Genomic DNA, 26,773 nt, shown 5'->3' on the forward strand with positions numbered 1-26,773 from the left:
TGCTATGGAGTCACCAACACAACTACATCTACAGCCATTGCAAACGGCGCAAGGTGAAATTGGTCTACCTGGTTCAAAAAGCATTTCTAATCGCTTATTACTGCTGGCCGCTTTGGCGCAGGGTAGTACGCGTATCGAGGGACTGTTGCAGTCTGACGATACTAAGGTCATGCTTAATGCCCTGAGAGCGCTAGGGGTAGAGCTCCATACGATTGATTTAAATACTGTGATCATTAATGGCACGGGGGCCTTTAATACGCCAGCTGCGGATTTGTTTCTAGGTAATGCAGGCACGGCTGTGCGACCACTCACTGCTACACTTGCGGTCTTAGGCGGCGCTTATAAACTCAGTGGTGTCGCGCGCATGCATGAGCGTCCCATCGCTGATTTAGTGCAGTCCTTGCAGGCCATCGGTTGCCAAATTGACTATTTACAAAAGCCAGGCTATTTACCCTTACGTATTGGCCAACCGCAGTTTCGCGAGCCTGTCGAGATAGCCGTCAATGCCTCGGTCTCGAGCCAATTCTTGAGTGCTGTATTAATGGCGGCTCCTATCATTGCCCAAAAAACTCAACAAAGCGTGCACATACGTGTTATTGGTCAGCTAATTTCTAAACCCTACATCCAAATCACTCTCAATCTGATGGCAAAATTTGGCGTGCAGGTGCAGGCTGACAATTTTCAACACTTTACGATTGCCGCCGACGCTCGCTATCAAGCTGCAGGCTTGGTGCAAGTAGAGGGCGACGCCTCATCGGCTTCTTATTTTATGGCTATGGCTTTGTTGGGCAAGGGCCCCATCCGCCTGTATGGCTTAACTGAAGCGAGTATACAAGGTGATATTGCCTTTGCCGCCTTTGTCCAAAAACTCGGGGCACGGGTCCAAAGTGGCTATAACTACCTGGAAATTTCTGCGCCAGGTATTGCTCAACAAGCGCTACGCCGTTTTGATGAGGATTTTAATTTAATCCCCGATGCCGCAATGACCGCCGCGGTGTTGGCGCTATTTGCCGACGGTCCCTGCCGTTTGCGCAATATTGCAAGTTGGCGAGTCAAAGAGACCGATAGAATTGCCGCCATGCATCAAGAACTCACCAAGGTCGGTGCCCAGGTGGTTAGCGGTGAAGACTTTCTAGAAATTACGCCACCGCGGCAGTGGCAGTCGGCCAATATCGACACTTACGATGATCATCGCATGGCAATGTGCTTTTCTTTAACGGCTTTTGGGCCAGTGCCGCAGACTATTCTTGATCCAGGATGTGTGGCAAAGACCTTCCCGAATTATTTTGAAGAATTCAAAAAACTAACTGTCAAATAGCGTGTTATTGTTGTTAAATAGCAACATTTGTGTTTATAAAAGGTAGTACTATGCAGTCCAATTCACTTGCTCCTGTCATTACAATCGATGGTCCTAGCGCCTCTGGCAAAGGCACCATCTCAACGCTGGTTGCGCAGGCCTTGGGGTGGCATGTTTTGGATTCAGGCGCCTTATATCGTCTGACAGCCTTGGCCTGCCGCCAACAAGGCATCAACACAGAAGATGGCAGCAAGGTTGCGCAGATCGCGGCGCAATTAGACATTCACTTTGATACCCAAGGCGTATATTTAAATAAGCGCAATGTTAGCGACGCCATCAAGACCGAGGAAATAGGTCATCTGGCCTCGGTGGTTGCCGCTCATCCAGAAGTGCGCCAAGCCTTGTTACAAAAACAATTAGATTTTAGACAAGATCCCGGTTTAGTCGCCGATGGCCGAGATATGGGAACGGTGATTTTTCCAGAGGCGCCTCTCAAAATTTTCCTTGAAGCAGATGTCCAAGAGCGTGCTCGAAGACGCTATAAGCAGTTGAAAGAAAAAGGTTTTTCAGCTAAAATGAGCGACTTAGTTACAGACTTACAGAGTCGTGATAAGCGCGATAGAGAGCGGGCCAATGGTCCCCTCAAAAAGGCGCCAGATGCTTATACGATTGATTCGACACATATGAGCACAGAAGCTGTCGTGCAGCAAGTCCTCGATTATTGGCAAGACATTAATTCGAAGTGACAGCGGCGTGACAATGTTGAATTGGCGCCTTGCGATTAAGTGTTCTCAGTACGTGAAGTATTTCAGGTGTTTTACGTGCCAAGGTTTTAAGGCTTTTAGCCTTTAAGCGTATACGCGCTTAGCCGCACTAGACTCTGTGTATATTTTTTTGGGTTTGTTTTGTCGCGAGTATGATGCTGACGCTATGGCAGCACTTATATCAGCACAAAGCAATTTTCTTTAACTCCACCGAAGTGATTTCGGTGTGCTTTTTTATGGCGTTAAACGCCATTGGATAATTTTTAATGACATCCTTAACTTTAGAACAAGCCACTGGTGGCGAAAGCTTTGCAGACTTATTTGCCGAAAGCGTAAAAAACCAAGACATGAAAACGGGTGAGGTGATTTCTGCCGAAGTCGTCAGAATCGACCATAACTTTGTCGTTGTTAACGCTGGTCTTAAATCTGAATCTCTCATTCCTATCGAAGAATTCCTTAACGACCAAGGCGAACTTGAAGTCGAAGAAGGTGATTTCGTTTCTGTAGCCATCGACTCTCTCGAAAACGGTTACGGTGACACTGTTCTTTCTCGTGACCGTGCGAAACGTCTCTCTGCATGGTTATCTCTCGAAAAAGCCCTAGAATCTGGCGAATTAGTCAATGGTACCGTCACCAACAAAGTTAAAGGCGGTTTAACTGTTATGACTAACGGCATCCGTGCTTTCTTACCAGGTTCATTGGTGGATATTCGTCCTGTCAAAGACACTACACCATACGAAGGCAAAACGTTCGAATTCAAAGTTATCAAACTTGATCGCAAACGCAATAACGTTGTCTTGTCTCGTCGTGCCGTCCTAGAAGTGACGATGGGCGAAGAGCGCGAAAAACTTCTTGAAACGCTTCAAGAGGGCGCTGTGGTATCTGGTATCGTCAAAAACATCACTGAATACGGTGCCTTTGTTGACTTGGGCGGTATCGACGGTCTACTTCATATTACTGACATGGCTTGGCGCCGTGTCCGTCACCCATCTGAAGTATTGCAAGTGGGTCAAGAAGTCGAAGCCAAAGTCCTTAAATTCGACCAAGAAAAAAATCGTGTCTCACTCGGTATCAAACAATTGGGTGAGGATCCATGGATTGGTCTAGCACGTCGCTTCCCTAAAGGTACACGCCTCTTCGGTAAAGTCACCAACTTGACTGAATATGGTGCCTTCGTCGAAGTCGAAACGGGTATTGAAGGTCTGGTTCACGTCTCTGAAATGGATTGGACTAACAAAAACGTTGATCCTCGCAAAGTGGTTAGCGTGGGTGAAGAAGTTGAAGTTATGGTACTTGAAATCGACGAAGAACGTCGTCGTATTTCTCTTGGCATGAAACAATGCCGTCCTAACCCATGGGAAGACTTTGCCGCTAACTTTAACCGTGGTGACAAAGTGAAAAGCACCATTAAATCCATCACTGATTTTGGTGTGTTCGTTGGTTTACCAGGTGGTATCGACGGTCTTGTTCACTTGTCTGACTTGTCTTGGACTGAACCAGGTGAAGAAGCTGTCCGTAACTACAAAAAAGGCGATGATGTCGAAGCCGTTGTATTGGCGATTGACACCGAAAAAGAACGCATTTCTTTAGGTATCAAACAATTGGATGGTGATCCTTTCAACAACTACGTCGCTAGCAACGAAAAAGGTGCTGTCGTTAAAGGTACGATCAAATCCGTTGAGCCTAAAGGCGCCGTTGTTACCTTATCTGTAGACGTTGACGGTTACTTACGTGCCTCTGAAATCTCTAATGGTCGCGTTGAAGATGCTCAAACTGTCCTAAAAGAGGGCGAAGAAATCGAAGCGATGATCATTAACATCGATCGTAAATCTCGTTCTATTCAGTTATCAATCAAGGCTCGTGATAATGCTGAAACGGCCGAGAAACTCGAAAGCATCAAAGATTCAGGCGCTCAAACAGGTACCACCAACCTTGGTGCTTTGTTAAAAGCCAAACTGGATCAAGCTAAAGACGACGAATAAAAGTGACGAAGTCAGAACTTATTAGCAGCTTGGCTGACCAGTTCCAGCAACTTGAAGTCCGAGATGTGGATTATTCTGTAAAAACTCTGCTTGATGCCATGGTCGAAGCCATGGCAGCAGGCAATCGCATAGAGATACGCGGTTTTGGGAGTTTTTCTCTGTCTGAACGTGCCGCACGTATAGGACGTAATCCCAAATCTGGTGAACAGGTCAAGGTACCCGGCAAAAAGGTACCGCATTTCAAAGCTGGTAAAGAGTTACGTGAACGTGTCGACGCGGCTTTTCAAGCGTCGTTACAGTCAACTCAAACATCACAAAGAGAGCCTCTAGGTGATGTTCAGTCTAGTTATCAAGAAAGTAGGATGGCCTAGACTGCGCGTCTAATCAACGTCTATCCCGGACATGTTGACTTGGCTTTATTAAGCCGTGGTTGATGTCTCCGGGATTTTTTGTAACTTGATTCGGTACAATACTAGAAGTTTTAGCATTACAATGTGGGAAGTAAAAAAAGGGAGTCATTAATGAAATATCTTGTTTGGTTTATTCGCTTAATCGTATTTGTTGTAGTGCTAGTATTTGCCTTACACAATACCGACCCTGTGACTGTCAATTTCTTCCAAGATTACAAAGTACAAAACGTGCCGCTTATTATTGTGCTCTTTATTACCTTTGCGGTGGGCGCAATCTTAGCCTTTTTGTTTATGATTCCAAAAGGCATTAAGAGCCAACACGCCAAATCTAAATTACGCAACGAGAATCGCCACCTCAATCGCAAAATTGAAAACCTCAAACGCGAACTCGATCTGAGCGAACCTAATCCTAATAACGTTGCCGTGCCACACTCTAAAACCACGAGCACCGCGGTCAAAACAACGACAACGGCCAATTCGACGCCCAATCACGTCCCAAGTACCTCTAGCGCGCCTAGCCCGACTAGCACTAGTCCTGTCAAGACAACGCCTGTTTCTAAGACGACCCCTCAAAGCCCACAATCAACCACGTCAGCGCACCGCTAAACTTAATTTGCTAGGAGTAGGCTTTGGATTTTGAAGCGTGGTGGTTAGTTTTTATTCCACTTATTTTTGCGCTTGGTTGGCTGGCCGCAAAGGGCGATACAAGCCAGCTCTTGTTTGAAAGCAAGCGCTTGCCCGAATCGTACTTTAAAGGGCTGAATTTCCTTTTTAATGAAGATCATGATCGCGCCATTGATGCCTTTATGGAAGTGGCAGAACTGGATACCGAAACCATCGAGTTACATTTCGCTTTGGGTAATTTATTCAGACGTCGGGGCGAAATTGAACGAGCCATTCGTGTCCATCAAAGCCTCCTAACGCGGGATGATTTACCTGAACCTGATCAACAACATGCCTTGTATGAGTTAGGTCAGGATTATTTCAAGGCAGGGATGTTTGATCGCGCTGAAAATGCCTTTAAAGAAGTCCTTGAAACGCATTATCGTCTTGATGCGATACGTGCCTTGATTCGTATCTACGAGGCTGAGCATGACTGGAGTCGTGCGCTTGATACCGTGAAATTGTTGCAAGCCATGCGTGATGAGGCAGTACCACAAGTGGTGCATTATTACTGTGAATTAGCGCAACAAGCGCTTTTGCAAAAACCAGCAGATGTGCGCAAAGCCAATAGTCACCTGCAACATGCGCTGAATTTTATTGAGCGCCATCCTGAGCTACAAACCAGCGCCAGCACCGCTCGGGTACAGATTTTGCAAGCCCAAATGGCTCAATCCCAACACGATGTGGCCGCGCAAGCTCAACATTTACGTCAGGTGTTAGCCCTCACTCCGAATTATGCCGATTTAGTCGCTGAGCCCTTAATGCAATGTTGTGAACAAAGTCAGCAAGTTGAAGAAGGATTAGCAGATTTGCAAGCGCATTATCAAGCCTATCCATCGCTGAGTGTCTTTAAAACAATTCTGGCGTACAAGCGCAAGTATCAGAGTGAACAGGATGCTTGGGAATTCGCGCGTGCTAGCTTGCAACATCATCCGTCCATCTTGGGACTGGACAAGCTTCTAGAAGTTGAACTCAAACAAGATGATGAGCAAAGTACGAAATCCTCTCAGCAATTGACATTTATTCGTAGCAATATTCATAAGCAGGCTAGTCGTCTAGATCGTTTTGTTTGCAATGAATGTGGGTTCCAAACTAAGAATTTTTATTGGCAATGTCCAGGTTGCCATCAATGGGATACCTATACCACACAACGTCTCGAAGAACTTTAATGAAGCAATTTTCTGCCGACATCGCCGCCACCAAAAAAATCCTTGTCGTGGGTGACCTCATGATTGATCGCTATTGGTTCGGTGAGGTCGAACGTATTTCTCCTGAAGCTCCTGTACCCGTGGTCAAAGTCGCCAAGCGCGAGGATCGTTTGGGCGGTGCCGCCAACGTCGCCCGTAATATTGTGAGTTTAGGCGTAGAAACAGCACTCGCCGGCCTAGTTGGGCAAGACGAGGGCGCCAGCCGCTTTCGGCAATTGGCTGCACAAGCCCATATAAAGACCTATTTGGGCGAACAAAGTCAAGCCCATACCACTATCAAAATGCGTGTTTTGGGGCGCCAGCAACAAATGCTACGCGTCGATTTTGAAGATGTTCCAGAAGCCGCCGCACTCGATCATTTGTATCAACAAGTGCAAGAGGTCATTCCTCAATTTGATGCCTTAGTGCTTTCTGATTACGCCAAGGGCGTGTTGCAGCACGTAGAGCAACTGATCAGCTTGGCGCGCCAACACCAAATCCCTGTCTTAATAGACCCCAAGGGCTTGGACTATAAGCGCTATCACAATGCCGATTTGATTTCTCCAAACCGCTTAGAATTACAACAGGCGGTGGGACCTTGGCACAGTGAAGCAGAGCTTACTCAAAAAGCCATGACCCTAAAAGAGCACTTAAACCTGCAAGCGCTATTGTTAACCCGCTCCGAGCAGGGGATGACATTGTATAGTGATGAAGGGGTGTTCCACGAAAACGCGCAAGCACAAGAAGTGTTTGACGTCTCTGGCGCCGGAGATACGGTGTTAGCGACCCTCGCTGTGGCCAAAGTAGCAGGCTTGAGTTGGCAAGACGCTATGAAGCTTGCTAACAAAGCCGGTGGCGTGGTGGTTGGCAAATTAGGAACATCTGTTGTGACCTTAGAGGAATTATTATGATTATTGTGACAGGCGCTGCCGGTTTTATTGGTAGCAATATAGTACAAGGCCTTAATCAACGGGGCATTACGGATATTTTAGCGGTAGATGATTTGAGTGATGGCCGCAAATTCAAGAATCTCAGCGATTTGCAAATAGCGGACTACCAAGATAAGGATTTATTTCGTCAAAACATTCGTGATGATAAGCTAGCCCACGTACAAGCGATTATTCACCAAGGGGCGTGCTCCGATACCACTGAGTGGGATGGTCGCTATATGATGGATAATAACTACCAGGTGTCTTTGGAGTTATTAAATTATGCTCAAGCGCACAAAATTCCCTTTATTTATGCCTCATCGGCCTCTGTCTATGGGGGTGGTCAGGTCTTTGTCGAGGACCTAAAAAACGAAGCGCCTCTCAATGTCTACGGCTATTCTAAGTTTCTCTTTGATCAAGTCGTGCGTAAGCGCCTAGCTCAGTCTCAAGCACAAATTGTTGGTTTGCGTTACTTCAATGTATATGGCCCAAGAGAGCAGCATAAGCAGCGCATGGCTTCAGTCGCTTTTCATAATTTTAATCAGTTTATGCAAGAAGGTCAGGTGCGCTTATTTGGTGCTTATGATGGTTATGAGAACGGCGCACAAACGCGCGATTTTATTTCGGTCGAGGATGTTGTCAAGGTCAATTTACATTTCTTAGATAACCCACAGATCAGCGGTGTCTTCAATTGCGGTACTGGACATGGTCAACCCTTTAATGATATTGCCCACGCCGTGATTAATAGTGTGCGTCGGCATCAAGGCCAAGCTGAGCTAACGCTGGCACAGCAAGTCGAACAGGGTTTACTGCAGTACATTGAATTTCCGGATGATCTTAAAGGTCGCTATCAGAGCTTTACTCAAGCTGATTTGCAGCACCTTAAAAATACAGGCGGCTATCAGCAAACGTTTTTTGATGTCGCCACAGGTGTTAGTCGCTACGTGGATTATTTGCTAGGCAAGCAATAAAGCCGTGCTGAGTTTCCATCCTTAGCTGATCAATACTAGACAAAAAGAGCCTATACCGCCTTTTTCTGTAGGCACCTGATCCATAATCTAACCAGGTGATCAACAAAAAAAGGCAGTCTATGCGTTATACACATCTTAGAGCGATACGTAGTCTATGCAGCAGCCCCCGGGTGTTGCAGGCAGTAGCCTTGTTGTGGCTGGGTCTTATGACCACAGCGGCAACAGCTGAGCTTAATATTAATCGTGCCTCGTTACAAGAGCTACAAACTCTCAAGGGCATTGGCCCCAAAACCGCGCAGACTATTATTCAAGAGCGGCAGCGTGCGGGTGACTTTAGCGATATAGAGGATTTTGCGGCCAGGATTAAGGGCTTTGGGCTCAAGCGAAGTCGCAAATTACAGGCGCAAGGCGTCCAATTTGGTGACACGTCCCCAACGCAGCCGTCCATCGCTAAGCCCGAATCTGCACAACAGAGTACGTTCAGCCCGTCTCGGATTGAGCTGCACAATAAAATGTTAAGCCAAGGCATCGAGCAACACCAAAAGCATCTTCAGAGTCGGCTACCGATACATATCACGCCCAAATCGGCCTCTATCAAGGATCAAGCGCCGTATTATATTAAACGACCCTAATGACCAAAGCCGATGATTGGCAGTGGGCTTAATGCATAAATCTTGGGGTGGACAAGTGCTATAGGCCGGGCGTGACGTGCTAAAATCCAGTATTTAATGAGTCCATGGTCATGATGAATTACCCTAGCTTAGAAGAGATTATTGGCAATACCCCGATCGTGCGTCTGCGGCATTTGCCTGCACGTTATCAGGTCGCCGATACGGTCAATGTCCTCGCTAAGTTGGAAGGACATAATCCCGGCGGCTCAGTCAAAGACAGAGCAGCTTTAGCCATGATTCTGGCGGCCGAGCAAAAGGGCTTACTCAAGCCGGGCGATCGGCTCATCGAAGCTTCAAGTGGTAATACTGGCATTGCTCTAGCGATGGCCGCCTGTCTTCGAGGTTATAAAATCACCATCGTCATGCCTGATAATCTTTCGCAAGAACGGCGCGATGTCATGACGGCTTATGGGGCTGATATTGTTCTCACGCCAGCGGCTCAGGGCGGCATGGAGCTAGCACGCGATACCGCCCAACAATTACAGGCGCAAGGTAAGGGAATTATCCTCAATCAATTCGCCAATCCGGCGAACCCCCAAGCGCATATCATGGGTACGGGGCCAGAAATTTGGCAACAAACGCAAGGCACGATCACGCATTTTGTGAGTGCGATGGGAACCACGGGTACGATTATGGGGACCTCCACTTACCTCAAACAACAAAACCCAGCCATTCAGATTATCGGCGTTCAACCGAGTCCCGGTGCACAGATCACAGGGATTCGAAAATGGTCCAAAGGCTACGAGCCAGAGATCTATGATGCCGAGCAAATCGATCGTCTTGAGTATGTCGAGCAACAAGAGGCTGAGGTGATGACAAGACAATTAGCGCAGGTTGAGGGCATTTTTGCAGGCGTGTCTTCTGGAGGCGCGCTGGTGGCAGCATTACGGGTCGCCGCGAGTTTGAAGCAGGGGACGGTGTTGTTTATTGTTTGTGATCGCGGTGATCGCTATGTTTCCTCTGGTTTATTTCAGTGCCCTAAGTCGGCCTAAACTCAGCATTTCTGCGCTTTGGCGCATGACATAAAACAAACAAAGCCCTGTAAGCACATGCGTCACGGTCAATTAAGGCCTACAATAACAGGCTGCATAGTATTTTTACGCCAGTGCCACTGGCTTATGCTTGGCGTATCGATGCTGATTTTTGGCTCATCTTACACTTTTTTGTCTCATTATCCTAACTATGTCCGCACCTTCTATATTTGCCTTAGCTAAGGATTTGCCATTAGAGCAGCGCTTGCTCAGAAGACGCATGCTCGCGCGTCTTGGACTCGCTTGGCTGATTATGATGCAAGTGATGATGTTTGCAGCGCCTGGTTACTTTCGTAATAGTTATATCGGAACCGAGACACTTGCTGTTCTGGATGCGGCCATTGCCGTGATGAACTGGATTAGCCTATCGCTCTGTGTGCCTGCGATTTTTTATTGTGCCATGCCGATCTGGCAGGGCTTATTTCAGTCTAAGCAGTTACATGGTTTTGTCATTAATATGAATTGGCCCATTGCCATCGGTATTGTTATTTCTTTTATACCGAGTGTGGTGGCTACTTTGCATCATCAAGGCGAAGTCTATTATGACTCTATTTCTATGTTCATCGCCTTTATTCTGACGGCACGATATTTGGAGTTCTGTGCGGCGCAATCAGCGAGCGTGCAATCGCAAAGCCGTCAGGTGGTTGAACAGACTTATCGAATAGATAGTACAAGGGCCGATAAGGTGGCTATGTACTTTGTGACGGCACAAATCCTTCTAGCCTTGGTGACGGGTATTGTCTGGTATGTCTTTATCAATCCTGAGCATGCGGTGGCCGTAACGATTTCTTGTTTTGTCATGAGCTGTCCTTGTGCGATGGCAATGGCGGTGCCGACAAGCTATGCGGGTTGCCGCACGCTGTTGGTTCGTTATCCTGATCTCACCACAGAGCAAACCACCTTTGCCGTAGCGCGTACGCATCGCACTGCCATGCATGCTTTATATATATCTTTAGCCTGGCATTTACTAATGATGCCCTTGGCCATGATCGGTTATGTGTTGCCGTGGGTCGCTGCGGTGATTATGTTTGTGTCATCTATGTTTGTTGCTGCTTATGCTTGGCATAATTTCCGTCACATCGAAAAAAAGATTCTTTGGCAAAAAGAACAAGCGGCCTATCAACGGGTGACGCAAAAAGGTTAAATCATGGATGTTTTGTTACTCTTATTAATTATTTCCTTGGTATTTATTGTCTTTATTGGGATTTTCTTGTATTGGGCCATATTTTCTGGCCAATACGAGAACCTCGAGAGCAATGGGGAATCTATTTTGCAAGACAATGATACACCGACAACACCGACTTCTAAGCACCATTCTTAGCCTTTTTCATAGCTTCATTGATAGCTTCATTCTTAGCCTTTTTAGGCGACCATTAAGTCCCACTTTTAGTTCTCTACTTTCAGGCGTCTAAGTGCTGGCGGCGCTTGTTACATTTAGCCGTTTTCGAGTCTCTCTGTGCCTTTTTACAACGCTTAAAAAGCGATTGGTAACTACATATTTACCGTAACTTAACAGATGTTAATCACTTTTATATGAAAAATAACAGTGTCATTTTATAAGTGTAAAAATATGTAAAAAATCTGTGTAGTTGTTTGATGTTAGTCAAACCCCGAAACTACAAAAAACAGCATTATGTTAAGTGATGTAATTTGTTTTTTGTATTTTTTAGGAAGGTACACTATGCGTTCAATAGAAGGTATCGGAACGGAAACCTTTAATTATAAGGTAGTACGGCAGTTTACAGTGACAGCTGTATTCTGGGGCATTGTGGGCATGCTGGTTGGCGTTTTTGTAGCTGCCCAGTTAATTTGGCCGCAATTAAATTTTGTTGATTGGTTGGGCTTTGGCCGTCTTCGACCGCTGCACACGAATGCGGTGATTTTCGCATTTGGTGGTTCGGCCTTGTTTGCAACTTCTTATTATGTTGTACAACGTACCTGTCATACGCGTTTGTTTGCACCATGGTTAGCCTCATTTACATTTTGGGGTTGGCAAGTGGTCATCGTCTTAGCAGCCATTACGTTACCGGCAGGTTACACCTCCAGTAAGGAATATGCTGAATTGGAATGGCCGATTGACATTCTCATTACCTTGGTGTGGGTGGCTTATGCAATTGTCTTTTTTGGTACGATTGCTATGCGCCGTGTCCGTCACATTTATGTCGCTAACTGGTTCTACGGTTCTTATATCTTAACCATTGCGATTCTTCATATTTTCAACAACTTGGAACTTCCTTGGAGTTGGTTCAAATCTTACTCACTATATGCTGGCGTCCAAGACGCGATGGTGCAATGGTGGTATGGTCACAACGCCGTAGGTTTCTTCCTAACAACCAGCTTCTTGGGCATGATGTATTACTTTGTGCCTAAACAAGCCGAAAGACCGATTTATTCTTATCGCTTGTCTATCGTTCACTTCTGGGCCTTGATCTTTACCTATATGTGGGCGGGTCCTCACCACTTGTTATACACCTCATTACCTGACTGGACACAAAGTCTAGGTATGTTGTTCTCCTTGATTCTATTGGCACCATCTTGGGGCGGTATGATCAACGGTATTATGACCATGTCTGGTGCATGGCACAAACTTAGAACTGACCCAGTCCTCAAATTCATGGTCGTGGCATTGTCCTTCTATGGTATGTCTACCTTCGAGGGTTCTATGATGTCCATTCGTACCGTCAACTCATTGTCTCACTACACAGAATGGACAATTGCGCACGTTCACTCCGGTGCCTTGGGTTGGGTATCTATGATCACCTTTGGTTCTTTGTACTACCTCATCCCACGCTTATGGGGTCGCGACACCATGTATCGCAAATCATGGATCGAAGCTCACTTCTGGATGGCCACTATCGGCGTTGTCTTGTACATCGCGTCTATGTGGATTGCAGGGGTCATGGAAGGCTTGATGTGGCGTTCAGTCGAGCCTGACGGTACGCTTACCTACAGTTTTGTACAAGCCCTCAGCGCTAAACACATCCTATACTTTGTTCGCTTCTCAGGCGGAGCGTTGTACTTGCTAGGTATCATCCTAATGTTTGTCAATATGATCATGACGATGAAAGGCAACAAAGCCATTAATCCTGCTGTTCCTGCACCTGCAGAAAGCATGACTCGTGATCATACAGAGGCAACCGCCACTGCTTAAGTGATTATTGATATAGAGGTTCAAAAATGTCTAATGAAAAAAGTAAATTTTTCTCTCATGCGACGATAGAAAAAAATATCGGCGTCATGATCATCATGAGTATCTTGGCGGTGGCAGTGGCTGGTTTGGTACAAATTATCCCTTTGTTCTTCCAAGCCTCCACCACCCAGCCGGCGCCTGGTGTAAAACCCTACACACCACTGCAACTGATTGGTCGTGATGTGTACATCAAAGAAGGCTGTAATACTTGCCATAGCCAACAAATCCGTACCCTAGAGTCCGAAGTCTTACGTTACGGTCCTTACTCAGAAGCCGGTGAATCTGTCTATGACCATCCGTTCTTATGGGGCTCAAAACGTACGGGGCCAGACCTTAGTCGTGTTGGTGGTCGTTACTCTGACGAATGGCATCGTATTCACCTTCGTAACCCACGCGATGTCGTCAAAGAGTCAATCATGCCAGGCTACTATTGGCTCCAAAACAAAGATGTCAGCAACGAAGACATCCAAGCCCGTATGAAAGCCCTAGTCACACTTGGTGTGCCTTATACCGAAGAACAAATTGCCAATGCGCCTGCTGAGCTCAAAGGCAAAAACGAAGAAGACGCTGTTGTGGCTTATCTTCAAAGTCTTGGTGTGGGCTATATGAATGCAATGCGCGAGTCTGAAGCCAAAGCGGCTCAGGCTAAGTCTCAATAAACAAGGGAAAGGTAATTAGTCATGGCTATCTTAAACGGTATTGTCACTATCATGGGCATGGTCCTATTTATAGGCATTGTGTGGTGGGCTTACTCAGCCGGCCGCAAGCGTGCCAATGAAGAAGCCAGCATGTTACCTTTCTCCCTCGAAGACGAAGCGGATTTAAATACAGGTAATAAATCGAAGGAAAATCATCATGAATGAATTTGTTCATAGTGGATGGAGCATATGGGTTGCTGCTGTCTCAATATTAGGGGTCGTGTTCGTACTCTGGTTGCTCTGGACGCAACGACGTTGGTTAGGTACCAAAACCGTTGTTACCAAAACCGGTCACGAATGGGACGGTGTTACGGAACTTAACCATCCGATTCCACGTTGGTGGACGGTGATGTACCTAGGCCTTGTGGTTATTGGTATTTGTATTATGGTGTTGTACCCAGCCTTGGGTTCTTTTGATGGTCTCACCGGTTTCAATTCTCACAAACAGGTTGAAGAAAAACTTCAAGAGTACCGTCAAACGATTGCACCAGTGTACAAAGAATTTGAAAACATGAGCATCCCCGAAATCGCCAAAAACGATAAAGCCCATCAAATTGGTGAACGTTTGTTCTTAAATAACTGTGCCACTTGTCACGGTTCCGATGCTAAAGGCGCCAAAAATATTCCTAACTTAACCGATCATGATTGGTTACATGGTGGTGAACCAGAAAATATTCTGCAAACCATTACTAACGGTCGTTATGGGGTAATGGCGCCATTGGCGGCAGCGGTGCAACCGGATGATCGTGTGGCAATTGCTAACTATGTGCGTTCACTCTCTGGTTTAAGTAGTGATCCTACGCTCTTAGCCCAAGGTAAAAAAGGCTTTGAAACTATCTGTGCGGCTTGTCACGGTGTAGATGGTAAAGGTAATCAACAAATTGGTGCACCTAATCTAACCGACAATATTTGGTTAGGCGGCAACTCAGTCGATACCATCGTAAAAACGATTGAACATGGTCGTACCAATGTGATGCCAGCGCAAGCGAATCACCTGACAGAAGATCAGATTCGTATGTTAGCGGCTTATGTTTGGAGTTTCTCTAACGTCGAACATAGCGCTAGCGAATAGAGTCATCTGCGCCACAAAAACCCGGGCTTAGGTCCGGGTTTTGTGCGTTTGGAACCATGTGATTGCTGTATCTGCGGCTTTTTTGCGATTAATCAGAGCAAAAAAATGCCGATAGGATTACAGTGATATCTGTATTGACAACAATAAGAATAAATCTATTTAGTTATGTTTCAAGGATGAATCATGAGACAAGACAAACCCGAAGAAAAGGTTCCCGATTGGAAACCCATGCAAATGCAACGTAAGGCGGCAACTGTCGAAGATGTACCGCCGCAAGGCATTGAAATCGAAGACCTCAGCAAAAAAATCTATGCGCGCTCCATCAAGGGTAACTTTAATAGCTTTCGGTTATTGTTTATTGGCCTAACCCAATTTATATTCTTTATTTTGCCATGGCTTAACTGGAATGGCCGGCAAGCGATTCTATTCGATATCTTACACCGTAAGTTTTATATCTTCGGCCTAGTCTTATGGCCGCAGGACGTGTTTTATCTAGCGTTTATTCTTATTGTGGCCGCCTATGCTTTATTCTTATTTACAGCTTTAGCTGGGCGTTTGTTCTGTGGTTATTCCTGTCCACAAACGGTGTATACAGAGATGTTTATGTGGATTGAGCGCAAAGTTGAGGGCGATCGTTCCAAACGCATGCGTTTTGATAAACAACCCTGGACCTTCTCTAAAATTCGCACGAAAGCCACGAAGATTTTATGCTGGGCGGTGTTAGCGTTTTGGATTGGCTTTAGCTTTATTGGCTGGTTTACGCCGATTCGCCAGGCCTTCTTGGACTTAATTCACTTTGATCTCAGCACCACCGAGTGGTTCTTTATACTTTTTTATGGCTTTTATGCCTACATGATGGCCGGCATCTTGCGTGATAACGTCTGTCGTTATATGTGCCCGTATGCACGTTTCCAAAGCGTGATGATTGATGCTGATACGCTGGTGGTGACCTACGACAAAATGCGTGGTGAGCCACGTGGTGCTCGCAAAAAAACCGCTAATCCCAAAGACTTGGGACTCGGGGACTGTATTGACTGTACGATGTGCGTTCAGGTCTGTCCTACCGGCATTGATATTCGTAATGGCTTGCAATATATGTGTATTGGCTGTGGCGCCTGTATCGATGCCTGTAATGAAGTCATGGACAAAATGAAATACCCTCGGGGTTTGATTCGCTATACCTCCGAAAACGGTATGTTAATGGGGCTTAGCACCTACGAAACCCAAAAACGCTTGTGGCGTCCAAGGATTTTTGTATATATTGGTTTATTAATTATCTTTATTGCTGGGATTGTGACTTCGCTTTACTTACGCAATGATATTCGCATGGATATTGTTCGTGACCGTGGTTCCTTAGGACGTGAAGTACCAGGTGGTTTCTACGAAAATGTCTACCAAGTGCAATTAATTAATATGACCGAACAAGATCGTCAATTTGCGATCACCGCTGATACCACTGATTTATCTTCAGCGCAGGTGTCTATCGAGAGTCGAGGCAATCAAGTAAAAATTGCCGCGTTTGATAATAAGTGGATCCCAGTCGTCATTCGTGTGCCTGTCAAAGGCGCCGAAGTTGGCCGTCACGAGATTAATATCAAAATTAATTCCAATGATGATGCAGACGATAAGCCTTCACTTAAAATTAACGAAGACACGAGCTTCTTCGTTCCAGAATAAAGATAGGGAGTTAACATGAAAGAATTAGTGACTGTCAGACCTAGACCCTGGTATCGCGAACCCTGGCCATGGTTGCTGATGTTAGGTCCCTTTGTGGTGATGATTGGCTGCATTATTACTATCATTCTAGCGCTCAATGACAATTACGACAGTCAAGTGCAAATTGAGCACAGTAAGCGGGGTTTCGTTGTCGAACGTGTCGATAGTTCAACGGGCGCCAACGTAGAAGAATTTAAGGTCATTAAATAACAAAAAAGCTCCGCCGTCAGGCGGAGCTTTTTTGATTTGATAGCCAGCTGAATACGCGGGTTACGCGTTGGCTAGCCTCTATGAGGCGCTAAAGTATTAGTCAGAATGCAGTAATTTGGCAAGCGCGTCGTGATCAAGGATTTTGACCTCGCGTTGGTGAATGGCAATAATGCCATCATGCGCAAAGCGAGATAACAAGCGGCTCACTGTTTCTAGCGTTAGGCCGAGATAATTACCGATGTCACTACGACTCATACGAAGATTAAATTCGCTGTGAGAATAACCTAACTTCGCAAAGCGTTGCGATAGATTAATCAAGAAAGAGGCCACGCGTTGCTCTGAACGCAGGGAACCTAAAGATAAAATCAAGTGATGCGAGCGTGAAATCTCCATGCTCAGGAACTTGCGAAATTGCGATTGCACAGCGGAGTCGTGCAGCGCCAGTCGGTCCAAATCCGCAAGACGAATGACACAGACCTCACTGTCCTCAAGAGCAATGGCATTTGACTTGTGATAGTCATTGGCAAAGCCGTCTAGGCCAATCAATTCGCCAGGCAAAAAGAAACCCGTGATTTGCATTTGGCCGTTTTCGTTTTCGAGCTGCGTCTTGAAGGTACCCGAGCGGATGCTATAAATGCTCTTGAGTGGATCATTGCTCTTGAAAAGTAATGAGCCCTTATTGACGCGAATGCGCTCCTTAATAAGGGTATCGATATTATTAATATCATTGGCTGTAATGGTTTCGGCCATGCATAAATGACCGATCATACAGTTAGAACAATGAAAAGATGTGTTATCAAGAATAACCCGTTTTAACATAATGGCTTCCTAGGTGCGTAGCTAGTATTGCTTGGTGGGCTAGAGAAATAAAAGAGAGTAAATCTTACTATTGTGCCACTTTAGTGATGAGTTTGTATCTAGCTATTTTAACAAACATATAGATGGATTTTGATTATCGTCAAACCTTATATAATAAGTTTAGCAGGTTTTGCAAGTTTATGATTTATTACATTGTTTTGCACCAGGGAATGGCTCGCTATTACTGAGGTCAATGTTTGAATTGTCTGCGCTGTGGGGGTGTTCAGCGTGCTCGGGTTGGGGCGTGGTATCACTCATTGACGCCGTTGCTGGGTCACTGTTAATAGGTATATGCGCTTGCGCGGGTGTTTGCGGCATATCATCGGACGGCACTGGCTTGTTGCTAACAAGTGGCGCTGTGTGCTGACACCAAAGCCCTAGGCATGGATCAAGATCATTCGCGTTGGGTGACGGGCTTAAGCCCGCGAGTAGTGACGAGGTTTTGCGCATCACTTGGCGATTACTCAAATCTGGCCACATCACAGGGTGTGACTGCATGCTCACAGAGACATTGAATTCTATAGGCAAGAGGCCTTGTTGCAAATAGGCCTGCTTAAGGCTCTTGCCATCCTTCTGAGCAAGCTGTTTAAAGAGATAGGAAACGCCCGGTATCAGGGCTTGGTACGGATAATTGAGCTGCAGGGTTAAGCGATTGGCTTCATAAATAGTTTGGCCACTTTGCGCGCCAATGCCGTGTTCCAGATGTTGTTCATATTGATAAGTGTTACGTATCACGGCGAGCCCAGCCGCGCCGGGTACTTGGATTTGTGGTGCCCTAAAATCACTAAAGACGCTGGCATCGGGATTTTGTATGGTGATTTGCCAAGGCAGTAGCGAACGGTGATGGTGTTGACCAAGATATTTGGACAATTGCTGTTCGAATACCGTCTTTATTACTTGCGGCTTGCCGTGTTCTAAGGCGGCCTGTCGCGCTGCCATTAATAAGGCGGTGCGCAATTGGTATTTATGGATATACCATCGGGCAGTCTCGATACTGGCACCAAATAATAAAAACAAAGGAATAGCACTCAGGCAGAAAGCAATGCTTGATAGGCCTTGTTGCTGGTGTAAGGGGCGAGGACAAAAGTGACGATGTTTCATAGTGACAGTGTGCGGGTCTACTTCTGAAAACACCATCCGCTGAATTACGCATCGATGATTTTGTCATAGCCCAGCAAAAAGCGACTTGATACGCCAAGTAGAATTGTCGCGCTAGCCGTTTAGTCACTTATTAGAAACTAATTAGACACTTAGCAAATAGGCCGCTAAAAAAGCGGCCTAAATAGGGGACTAAGAGCGCTACGTCGATTTTTTTAGTGACTGACTTGGCTATTATTGGGACTTAATTTGTCGCTAGCAATAAAGAGCTTAGCGGCTTCGATGGGATCGAAGACATAGGATTGACCACAGAATTCGCAATTAATCGCCACTTCGCCTTGTTCTTCAATAATGGACTCGACTTCTTGTACGCCTAGGGATTTCAGCATGTCAGCGACTCGCTCATGACTACAGCTGCAATGCCATTCAATGGCTTTGGGCGCTTCTGTTTGGCGTAAGTCATCTTCCCAGAATAAGCGTTGCAAAAGCGCCAATTCATCGAGTTGTAGTTGCTCTTCACGGCTGACAGTTTGTAAATAATGACTTGCTCGTTGCCAATTGTCATTTGCATCGCCTTGGTGTTGACTATGACCGCCTTGTTGCGCGAGTTTTTGTAAAAGAATACCGCTGGCTTTGGCATGGTCACAGGCCAGTAAAATCCGCGTTTCTAGTTGTTCAGAACTCGACATATATTCTTCGAGTACGGAGGCCACAGAATCACCTGTAAGCGGCACAATGCCTTGATAGGCTTGTTGACCAGGTTGGCGGTTTTTTAGATCCAAAATCACTGAAAAACGTCCCCGTTTGTCGGCGTTTAGGAGGGTCTGCAAATTATCATTAGCACGTATCGCAAATTCGGGACGCAATTTGACGGTGGCACGTAACTGTAAGTGATTATTGCACTCGACCACAATTAAACTAATGGCGCCTTGACCCTGCAATTGTAGGATAAGCGAACCTTCGAATTTAATATTAGCAGCAAGCAGAACTGAGGCCGCACAAAGCTCGCCTAAGAGCTGCTGTACGACTTTAGGGTAGTGCTGATGGGCGATGGTATCTTGCCAAGATTGGCTGAGATTAACGGCTTCAATGCGTAAGCTATTATCGGCAAAGAGAAATTTGTGTAAAGTGTCTTTCATGGTCAAGAGGTGGGGGCGAAGTAGCGCTTTTAAAGGGGGCAAATGTGCCAGAGCACGCTAAAAAATATCTGTCAGCACGACCTTAAAGTGCACGAGGTCCTAGGCAAAGATCAAGACTAATTTGTACTGAGCGCCTATAGTCTTTTGAGACCTTGGCGATAGCGTCGACCTTGCTCGACATAGTGCTCAGTGCCGGCATGCATGGCGGCGATTTCTTGCTCACTTAGCTGACGGACGATTTTGTTAATGCCAATTACGAGCGAGTTGTCGGGAATTTGGGTGCCTTCTGTAATCAGTGCGCCCGCACCAATCAAACAATTTTTACCAATGACGGCATGATTAAGGACGGTGGCATTCATACCAATTAAAGAGCCCTCGCCAATGGTACAGCCATGGAGCATGGCCTTATGGCCGACCGTCACGTTGGCGGAAATCTTCATGGGTACGCCGCGATCCACGTGCAGCACAGAGCCTTCTTGGATATTGCTGTTTGGGCCAATATCAATGCGATCATTATCAGCACGAATCGTCACATTCGACCAAATACTCACCTTATCGGCAATAACGACTTGGCCAATGAGGACGGCTGTCTCAAAAATAAAAACGTCTTTGCCTATTTGTGGTTGATAGTCATCAATTTGATAAACGGGCATGTAGGTACTCCTCTTTGCTACAAAGCAGATAACCTTGCTTATCAAAATCGGCAATTAAACCTGTATCTACAAAATTACTGTGTAAATCAATATCGTGCAATTGCGCTTCTTGCCAGTATTGGGTCGCGATCGCAGGATCAGGCACGCCTTGTTTGTTTCTGAACAAGCAGTGCAGATTACCGATGCCATTGGCCGGAGTGAGTTTGGTATTTGGGTCCAAAATAGCGCAGCAATGACCAGGATAAATACGACCGGCGGTACCGATTTTATCAGGCCATCTTTCGGCACTATCGCCCGCCAGATAACCAAATTCAGGTAAGGCAAAAATACCATTGAGAGAACTATTAAATTCAGCTTGGATCCAGTCTTTGAGCTCTGCTGTTTTATAGATGGCTGGCATACTAAAGCAGCGTAGCGCCAAGTCAAACTCCTCTAGAGGTTCTTGGAAATCCTTGATACGTTGCAATTCTTCGGCACTGGCCAGGACATTGGTAACTTGATAATGCTCTAACAAGGTATATAAACGCGGGATAGTGCGTCCACTGGGACAACCCACCAGAGAACACCCAAAATACATAACAGGTAGTACCGCCATAAGTAGGCCAAAAGCGCTGTTCCAGTTATAAGACGTCCAAAAAACGTCTTTGTCTTTGGGAAACCAATCTTGGGAAGCAACAAAGCCCGGTAAATTGCCAATCAACGCTTTGTGTGCAATCACTGAGCCGCGAATTCTCGTACCCTCGTGTTCAGGGTAAAAAATAAAGGCGGGCGTGTCTGCGGCAACGACGCGAGTAGGGAACTCACTCGATTGCCGTGCCAGCAAGGTATCCATGTGGATAATCCGTTCCTCGGTGGTATTAACGCCGATAATTTGCCGTATAGTACTGTGGTTATCGACCGAGGCCATAAACGCCTGAATAGAGTGCTTATCTACAATGGCAATTTTGGCCTGAGAATCATGAGCCCGTACTTCATACATAGCGGCACTTAAGTGGGTGGATAAGGGTACGGAAATGGCGCCAAGACTCAGAATTGCTAAGTTGGCGATAATACTTTCGGCAGAATGCTCTAGAATTACCAAGACTCGGTCTTGTTGAGTAATGCCCATGCGGCTTAGGGCATGAGCCAATTTATTGACTTTTTCGGCAAGTTGCCGATAGGGATACATGGTGAGCTGACCCACCTGATCTTCAAAAAAGATTGCCGTTTGTCTAGTTTCCTGATTGATACTGGCCCAACGGTGACAGCACGCCTCGGCAATATTGAAGTTATTGGGTACTAGCCATTCGAAGGAATTGTATAACTCTTGGTATTGGTCAGACATAATTTAATAATTTTGTGGATAAGCCGACAATCTGCGTCAAACCAGCTGGGCTGTCTTAAACGCCTTGGGTGGGAATGGATAATTGCAAGGATGGCTTTAATTAAGCCAAGATCGCTGCACGTTATAAACAATTTCCCGTTTCATTCTAGCATTGTTTTAAAACGCTATAAAGTAGCATGTTTAGATTTTGACGTCTACAATTCTCGTGCCACAAATCCAATCATGCCAGAGCAGGCCCTGAGGATTAACAACGCTGGCGAGCAGATTTAAGAATGGGCAAAACACAATAAACATATAAAATGACGGCCAGCCGGTCACTTGCGTCAAATATTCAATAGCAAAGGCCCCAAGCAGGGGTATGGGCCAACACAACACGTAACGCAAGACCAAACGGGCTAGGGTGAGCTGGCGACCCGGTAGAGCAATGAGTTTGAGATGCCAAGCTTTCATGGCGACCGTTTGTTGGCGACGGTACCAACAAAGGACAAAATAGATACCGATAGCGATAAGCACCACGAATTGACGCTGCCAGTGAAGCTGCAGACCGCTACGGCTTTGTGTCAGCGTATCAAATAAAAAAGCTGCAATAAACACCACAGCAAATAATAAAACCCCCTCATACATCATGGCGGCAAATAATTTGAAGCGAGAAGCGGGTTTTACATTCGGTCGAGTCGCAGCGGCAGTGGATGAAGAGGAACTCATGCTTCTTTCCGAAAACTATCTTTGACTAAAGTAAAGGTAAATAAACGGCAATCTAATTTACCGTTGTATAAAGGATGACGTCGTTGAGGTTTGAGACGCAGTTTTTTGGGTAATTCTAAATCACTGGTAATAATATGGGCTTGCCAATTGTCAAAACGTTGCTTCAGCACAGCTGACCAAGGATGCCACAAGGCCTCGATATCATCATCAAGGCGCTCACCATAGGGTGGGTTAGTAATGATATGACCAGAACTGGCAGGTGCTTCTATGTCCAGCGCATTACATGCCCGAAACTGTATCGTTTGCGCACTGAGATTAGCACGCTGCAAATTTTGTTGTAACAGCAACTGCATATTAGGATTGATATCAGAGGCAAATAAGGCTGTTTCTAGGCGTGGCAAGATTTGGGCGCGCGCCTGTTCTTTGACATCAATCCATTGTGACTGTTTAAAGCCGCGCCAGCGCTGAAATTGAAACGGCCGCAGTAGTCCTGGTGGCACATTTTGCGCTTGCCAAGCGGCTTCTATAAGTAACGTGCCACTACCACAAAAAGGATCGAGAATCGTCTCGCCCGGTTGCCAACCGGAGAGTGCGAGAATTCCCGCCGCCAGATTTTCACGAATCGGTGCTTGCGCCTTGTCTAGACGCCAACCGCGTTTAAACAGTGATTCGCCAGAGCTATCTAAATACAAAGTGGCTTGATTTTCTTTGAGAAAAAGATGAACTTTGGCATCGGGGCGCACCGTATCTACCGACGGACGCGCGCCTTCTTTCTGACGTAGACGATCACAAATCGCATCTTTGACACGCAAATTACAAAATTGCAGGCTCTGCATAGGGCTGCGAATTGCCGAGGTGTCGACACGTAGACGATGCTCGGGACCAAACCAGTCTTCCCAAGCAATACTCATAGCAAATTCATATAGCTCGTCTTCATCGTAGACCTTGGCCTGTTTAAGTTGCAATAAGATCCGTGTCGCGATACGAGAGTATAAGTTAGCACGATAAATGCCTTGCATATCGGTGCTAAACAAGACCCCCGCATGGGTGCGTTGCAAATGGCTAAATCCCAGCTGACTGAGTTCATCGAACAAGGCTTGTTCTAAACCTTGAGGGCAAGAAGCAAAAGCACCAAAGAGATGTGGTTTGGCGATTTTGGTGTGGTTTTTTTGGGCATGTTTGCTAACTGGTACGACGCGGTTAGCCGTCGATGAGTTCGCGGGCTTAGTCGACACGGTTTCTGTCTGGGCTGCCGTGGCACTGATCTGTTGTTGATAATGGGCCTGTTCGACGCGCCTAGCCCTCGCCCCTAGGCGCTTATTTTCATGGCCTTTACGCGTTTGTAAGGGTTTGTTTTTGAGAGAAATCGTGGTGCGCTTGTTTTGATCGTCAGTCATAATTAAAACGGTTTGATGACTACTAAGGCCACTATGAGCAGTAGTAGTAATAACGGTAACTCATTGTAGTATCTATAAAACACATGTGATTGCTGGTTGCGCGCTTGGTTAAACTTGCGATACATGCGCCACAAACTATAGTGATAAGCGAGCAAACAGGCAACTAGCGCGAGCTTAAGCCATAGCCAGGGGTGTGCAATACCAATAAAGTGCACTAAACCCAAGCCGCTTAGTAGGGCCACAGCGGCAATAATCGTCATAAAACGTAATAAACGCTTAGACATGCCCAGCAAGGCACCGTAAACCTCTGGATGGGTTTGCATAGCCAGGTTCACAAAAATTCGCGGTAGATAAAATAAGCCAGCATACCAACTGACTACCATCACAATATGAAAGACTTTGAGCCATAAATAGGTCATGACATTAGCCAAAAAAGACAGAATAAATTACACAATGAGTTTTATAACAGTCCAGTCTAGTGACGGGTTTGACCATTTCCAGATAAGACCCATTTATACGTAGTCAAGCCTTCTAAACCTACCGGTCCGCGGGCATGTAGACGGTTGGTAGAAATGCCAATTTCGGCCCCCAGGCCATATTCAAAGCCATCGGCAAATACGGTTGGCAGATTGACCAGCACCGAACTAGAGTCGACCCAGCGCTGAAATTTTTCGGCATTTTGCAGATTATTGCTAATAATGCTCTCGGTATGTCCTGAGCTATAGCGGTTAATATGAGTGATGGCCTCTTCGAGGCTATCGACGATACGAATGGCGATTTCTGGGGCTAGGTATTCGGTTAGCCAATCGTCAGTCGTGGCGGCTTGTGCATTTTTAAAAAAACCAATGCTGCGTTTACAAGCATGGACCTTAACCCCGGCCGTTTCGAACAGCTGCGCCAAGGTCGGCAACACTTGTTTGGCCTGTTGCTGGTGCACTAAAAGGGTTTCTAGAGCGCCACAAATACCATAGCGATAGGTCTTCGCATGGTGTGCTAGTTTAATCGCCATGGCGGGATCGGCCTCAGCGTCGATATACATATGACAATTTCCCTCTAGGTGCATAATCATCGGCACGCGAGCACGCTCAGACAAGCGTTGTAATAGCGATTTGCCACCACGTGGGATGATAACGTCCACAAATTCCGTCAGTGTAATGAGGGCATCAACGGCTTGACGATCGGTGGTATTGAGCACTTGTACCGCGTGCGCGGGGATATCACAGGTCTGTAGGACTTTTTGGATTAGCTGACCTAACAGTTGATTAGAGGCGAAGGCTTCTTTGCCTCCTCGCAATATACAAGCGTTGCTGGTCTTAAGACAAAGGGCTGCTGCATCAATGGTGACATTAGGGCGGGATTCATAAATAATTCCGATCACACCAAGTGGCACACGCATTTGTGCCACTTTCATGCCATTGGGCCGAATTTTGCTGGCACTGAGCGTGCCGATAGGCTCGTCCATATTAGCAATCTGACGCAATCCGTGTGTCATGAGCGCTATGCTTTTTTCAGTTATTTTGAGACGATCGACTAAGGGAGCCGCCAGTTGCTTGGCGCGTGCTGCTTGTAGGTCTTCCTGATTGGCGGCCAGAAGAGCCGCTTGTTCCTGCTCGATGAAATCAGCAAGGCAGTTAAGCGCTTGATTTTTTTGGGCGCCAGAAATTTTGAGTAATTCTTGAGCCGCTTGTTTGGCTTGTCGACCCAAGTCTTGCATATAGGCGTTAATGTCTAGTTGCGTCATAAATTATCAACGTTAAGAATGATTGCATGAGTAAAAAGCGTGCTGAACGCGCCTGCGTTCATCAGCTCTGGGGGCTAGCGACGCTAGGGTGCTGCGATGCGTAGCGCCAGCTTATTGAGCTCCTGCCATTGATCGCTCAAACGATGCTTAGCCGGAAAGCCCTTAAAGCCGCGATCAATATCATGAGCGTGCTGCAAAATCCCTTGCAATTGCCTAAAACTTAAACGATTTAAGGCTTGTTTCAGATGATGTTCTCTGGGGCCAAAAATGCGTAATTGCTTAAAGGTACTAGCATTCAGGCTATGTTGCTCACGCGCTTGCGCCAAGGCATAGAGATCGCGAATATCCCGTAGCATAAAGCCCAGCACCATCGGTAATTGCTCGCCCTCGGCTTGCAAGCCGCGAAGAATTTTACTTGAGCGCGCCGCTTGGGCCTTTAGCATAGCCTCTGAAAGGGCAAACACATTGTAGCGAGCCACATCTTGGATCGAGGCTTCTATATCTTGCCAAGCAATGGGCCCTTCACCAAACGCCAGGCCTAATTTTAGGATCTCCTGTTGTGCCGCTAATAAATTGCCCTCAACTTGATCGACAATCCACTGTAAGGTGGCACGATCAACGCTCTGCTTTTGCTGCTGCAATCGTTGCTCAATCCATTGCGGCAATTGTTGAGCCGTTATCACCGGCAAAGTGAAGACTTTGGCTTTGTCAAAAAGGGCCTTGGCCCACTTGCTAGTTTGCGTGGCTCGATCTAGTTTTGGTAATAGCACAATCAGGGCGACATCTGGGAGCGCGTTTTTGGCCATTTGCTCGCTCAGTTGTATCAGTACCTCGGCGCCATTACGTCCGGGCTTGCCACTACTGAGCTCGACTTCTAGGATTTTGCTTTCCGCAAAAAGAGAGACATTTTGTGACTCTTGCAAAATCTCATCCCAGTGACTTGTGGCCTGCATCGAATACTTAAAGCTGGTACTAAAGCCTTGTTGGCGTAGATCAGCTCGCAAACGATCGAGTTGCTCATTACGGAGTAATAATTCGTCTCCCGTAATTACATATAAATGCGCCAC

General features: G+C 46.3%; 28 protein-coding genes. 18 read left to right on the plus strand and 10 right to left on the minus strand.

The window, feature by feature from the left end:
* The first annotated feature begins 4 nt into the window (after window positions 1-4).
* From aroA to Q335_RS0106345, 18 genes are all read left to right on the plus strand, one after another.
* Entirely contained in the window at window positions 5-1,318 is a 1,314-nt protein-coding gene (aroA, locus tag Q335_RS0106260) for a 3-phosphoshikimate 1-carboxyvinyltransferase (RefSeq protein ID WP_038369445.1), read from the plus strand.
* Between the two features lie 50 nt (window positions 1,319-1,368).
* Window positions 1,369-2,043, plus strand: a complete 675-nt coding sequence (gene cmk / locus Q335_RS0106265) for a (d)CMP kinase (RefSeq protein WP_028357893.1) — start codon at window positions 1,369-1,371, stop codon at window positions 2,041-2,043.
* Between the two features lie 284 nt (window positions 2,044-2,327).
* A complete protein-coding gene (gene rpsA, locus Q335_RS0106270; RefSeq protein WP_028357894.1) occupies window positions 2,328-4,043 on the plus strand; it encodes a 30S ribosomal protein S1 in 1,716 nt (571 codons plus the stop codon).
* Window positions 4,044-4,045: 2 nt separating this feature from the next.
* Entirely contained in the window at window positions 4,046-4,414 is a 369-nt protein-coding gene (locus tag Q335_RS09535; protein ID WP_051532344.1) for an integration host factor subunit beta, read from the plus strand.
* 150 nt (window positions 4,415-4,564) lie between these two features.
* The gene (locus tag Q335_RS10045) at window positions 4,565-5,059 is read left to right on the plus strand and encodes a LapA family protein (RefSeq protein WP_051532345.1); all 495 of its coding nucleotides are present in this window, start codon (window positions 4,565-4,567) and stop codon (window positions 5,057-5,059) included.
* Between the two features lie 23 nt (window positions 5,060-5,082).
* The gene (gene lapB, locus Q335_RS0106285) at window positions 5,083-6,285 is read left to right on the plus strand and encodes a lipopolysaccharide assembly protein LapB (protein WP_028357895.1); all 1,203 of its coding nucleotides are present in this window, start codon (window positions 5,083-5,085) and stop codon (window positions 6,283-6,285) included.
* A complete protein-coding gene (gene rfaE1, locus Q335_RS09545; RefSeq protein WP_051532346.1) occupies window positions 6,285-7,214 on the plus strand; it encodes a D-glycero-beta-D-manno-heptose-7-phosphate kinase in 930 nt (309 codons plus the stop codon). The genes lapB and rfaE1 overlap by 1 nt, the downstream gene beginning before the upstream one ends.
* Window positions 7,211-8,203, plus strand: coding sequence for an ADP-glyceromanno-heptose 6-epimerase (rfaD, locus tag Q335_RS0106295; protein WP_028357896.1), 993 nt, complete (start codon window positions 7,211-7,213; stop codon window positions 8,201-8,203). Before rfaE1 ends, rfaD begins: the two co-directional genes overlap by 4 nt.
* Window positions 8,204-8,322: 119 nt before the next feature.
* Window positions 8,323-8,835, plus strand: coding sequence for a ComEA family DNA-binding protein (locus tag Q335_RS10050; RefSeq protein ID WP_084493560.1), 513 nt, complete (start codon window positions 8,323-8,325; stop codon window positions 8,833-8,835).
* A gap of 104 nt (window positions 8,836-8,939) precedes the next feature.
* Window positions 8,940-9,866 (plus strand): cysteine synthase CysM, encoded by a 927-nt coding sequence (gene cysM, locus Q335_RS0106305; RefSeq protein WP_028357897.1) that lies wholly within the window; start codon window positions 8,940-8,942, stop codon window positions 9,864-9,866.
* Window positions 9,867-10,056: 190 nt separating this feature from the next.
* Window positions 10,057-11,049 carry a P-type ATPase actuator domain-containing protein gene (locus tag Q335_RS0106310; protein WP_028357898.1) on the plus strand — a complete coding sequence of 331 codons (993 nt, stop codon included), beginning with the start codon at window positions 10,057-10,059 and terminating at the stop codon, window positions 11,047-11,049.
* A 3-nt stretch (window positions 11,050-11,052) separates the two neighbouring features.
* Complete coding sequence (gene ccoS / locus Q335_RS10140; RefSeq protein ID WP_084493561.1) at window positions 11,053-11,226, plus strand: cbb3-type cytochrome oxidase assembly protein CcoS; 174 nt, start codon at window positions 11,053-11,055, stop codon at window positions 11,224-11,226.
* A gap of 360 nt (window positions 11,227-11,586) precedes the next feature.
* The gene (gene ccoN, locus Q335_RS0106320) at window positions 11,587-13,056 is read left to right on the plus strand and encodes a cytochrome-c oxidase, cbb3-type subunit I (RefSeq protein WP_028357899.1); all 1,470 of its coding nucleotides are present in this window, start codon (window positions 11,587-11,589) and stop codon (window positions 13,054-13,056) included.
* A gap of 26 nt (window positions 13,057-13,082) precedes the next feature.
* Window positions 13,083-13,754: a cytochrome-c oxidase, cbb3-type subunit II gene (gene ccoO, locus Q335_RS0106325; protein ID WP_028357900.1), complete on the plus strand. Its 672-nt coding sequence runs from the start codon at window positions 13,083-13,085 to the stop codon at window positions 13,752-13,754.
* Window positions 13,755-13,775: 21 nt separating this feature from the next.
* Window positions 13,776-13,958, plus strand: coding sequence for a CcoQ/FixQ family Cbb3-type cytochrome c oxidase assembly chaperone (locus tag Q335_RS0106330; RefSeq protein ID WP_028357901.1), 183 nt, complete (start codon window positions 13,776-13,778; stop codon window positions 13,956-13,958).
* Entirely contained in the window at window positions 13,951-14,865 is a 915-nt protein-coding gene (gene ccoP / locus Q335_RS0106335) for a cytochrome-c oxidase, cbb3-type subunit III (RefSeq protein WP_028357902.1), read from the plus strand. Before Q335_RS0106330 ends, ccoP begins: the two co-directional genes overlap by 8 nt.
* Window positions 14,866-15,048: 183 nt before the next feature.
* Window positions 15,049-16,542, plus strand: coding sequence for a cytochrome c oxidase accessory protein CcoG (ccoG, locus tag Q335_RS0106340; RefSeq protein ID WP_028357903.1), 1,494 nt, complete (start codon window positions 15,049-15,051; stop codon window positions 16,540-16,542).
* Window positions 16,543-16,557: 15 nt separating this feature from the next.
* Complete coding sequence (locus tag Q335_RS0106345; RefSeq protein WP_038369447.1) at window positions 16,558-16,791, plus strand: hypothetical protein; 234 nt, start codon at window positions 16,558-16,560, stop codon at window positions 16,789-16,791.
* Between the two features lie 96 nt (window positions 16,792-16,887).
* On the opposite strand, the gene fnr is transcribed toward Q335_RS0106345, so the two are convergent.
* The 10 genes from fnr to holA form a co-directional block, all read right to left on the minus strand.
* Window positions 16,888-17,610 carry a fumarate/nitrate reduction transcriptional regulator Fnr gene (gene fnr / locus Q335_RS0106350; RefSeq protein WP_028357905.1) on the minus strand — a complete coding sequence of 241 codons (723 nt, stop codon included), beginning with the start codon at window positions 17,608-17,610 and terminating at the stop codon, window positions 16,888-16,890.
* A 177-nt stretch (window positions 17,611-17,787) separates the two neighbouring features.
* The gene (locus Q335_RS0106355) at window positions 17,788-18,750 is read right to left on the minus strand and encodes a TadE/TadG family type IV pilus assembly protein (RefSeq protein ID WP_028357906.1); all 963 of its coding nucleotides are present in this window, start codon (window positions 18,748-18,750) and stop codon (window positions 17,788-17,790) included.
* Between the two features lie 212 nt (window positions 18,751-18,962).
* Window positions 18,963-19,886, minus strand: coding sequence for an Hsp33 family molecular chaperone HslO (hslO, locus tag Q335_RS0106360; protein ID WP_028357907.1), 924 nt, complete (start codon window positions 19,884-19,886; stop codon window positions 18,963-18,965).
* A gap of 134 nt (window positions 19,887-20,020) precedes the next feature.
* Entirely contained in the window at window positions 20,021-20,539 is a 519-nt protein-coding gene (locus Q335_RS0106365) for a gamma carbonic anhydrase family protein (protein WP_028357908.1), read from the minus strand.
* Window positions 20,520-21,863, minus strand: a complete 1,344-nt coding sequence (locus Q335_RS09555; RefSeq protein WP_051532348.1) for an AMP-binding protein — start codon at window positions 21,861-21,863, stop codon at window positions 20,520-20,522. Before Q335_RS09555 ends, Q335_RS0106365 begins: the two co-directional genes overlap by 20 nt.
* A 180-nt stretch (window positions 21,864-22,043) precedes the next feature.
* Complete coding sequence (locus tag Q335_RS0106375) at window positions 22,044-22,568, minus strand: RDD family protein (RefSeq protein WP_028357909.1); 525 nt, start codon at window positions 22,566-22,568, stop codon at window positions 22,044-22,046.
* On the minus strand, window positions 22,565-23,968 hold the full coding sequence (locus Q335_RS0106380; RefSeq protein WP_028357910.1) for a THUMP domain-containing class I SAM-dependent RNA methyltransferase: 1,404 nt from the start codon (window positions 23,966-23,968) through the stop codon (window positions 22,565-22,567). The genes Q335_RS0106375 and Q335_RS0106380 overlap by 4 nt, the downstream gene beginning before the upstream one ends.
* Window positions 23,968-24,384, minus strand: coding sequence for a CopD family protein (locus Q335_RS0106385; RefSeq protein ID WP_028357911.1), 417 nt, complete (start codon window positions 24,382-24,384; stop codon window positions 23,968-23,970). Before Q335_RS0106385 ends, Q335_RS0106380 begins: the two co-directional genes overlap by 1 nt.
* A 56-nt stretch (window positions 24,385-24,440) precedes the next feature.
* Complete coding sequence (locus tag Q335_RS0106390) at window positions 24,441-25,706, minus strand: glutamate-5-semialdehyde dehydrogenase (RefSeq protein ID WP_051532349.1); 1,266 nt, start codon at window positions 25,704-25,706, stop codon at window positions 24,441-24,443.
* Between the two features lie 83 nt (window positions 25,707-25,789).
* Window positions 25,790-26,773: a DNA polymerase III subunit delta gene (gene holA, locus Q335_RS09560; protein WP_245588288.1), complete on the minus strand. Its 984-nt coding sequence runs from the start codon at window positions 26,771-26,773 to the stop codon at window positions 25,790-25,792.

The organism is Brackiella oedipodis DSM 13743 (genome assembly GCF_000621025.1).
In the GTDB taxonomy this organism is placed as follows: domain Bacteria; phylum Pseudomonadota; class Gammaproteobacteria; order Burkholderiales; family Burkholderiaceae_B; genus Oligella; species Oligella oedipodis.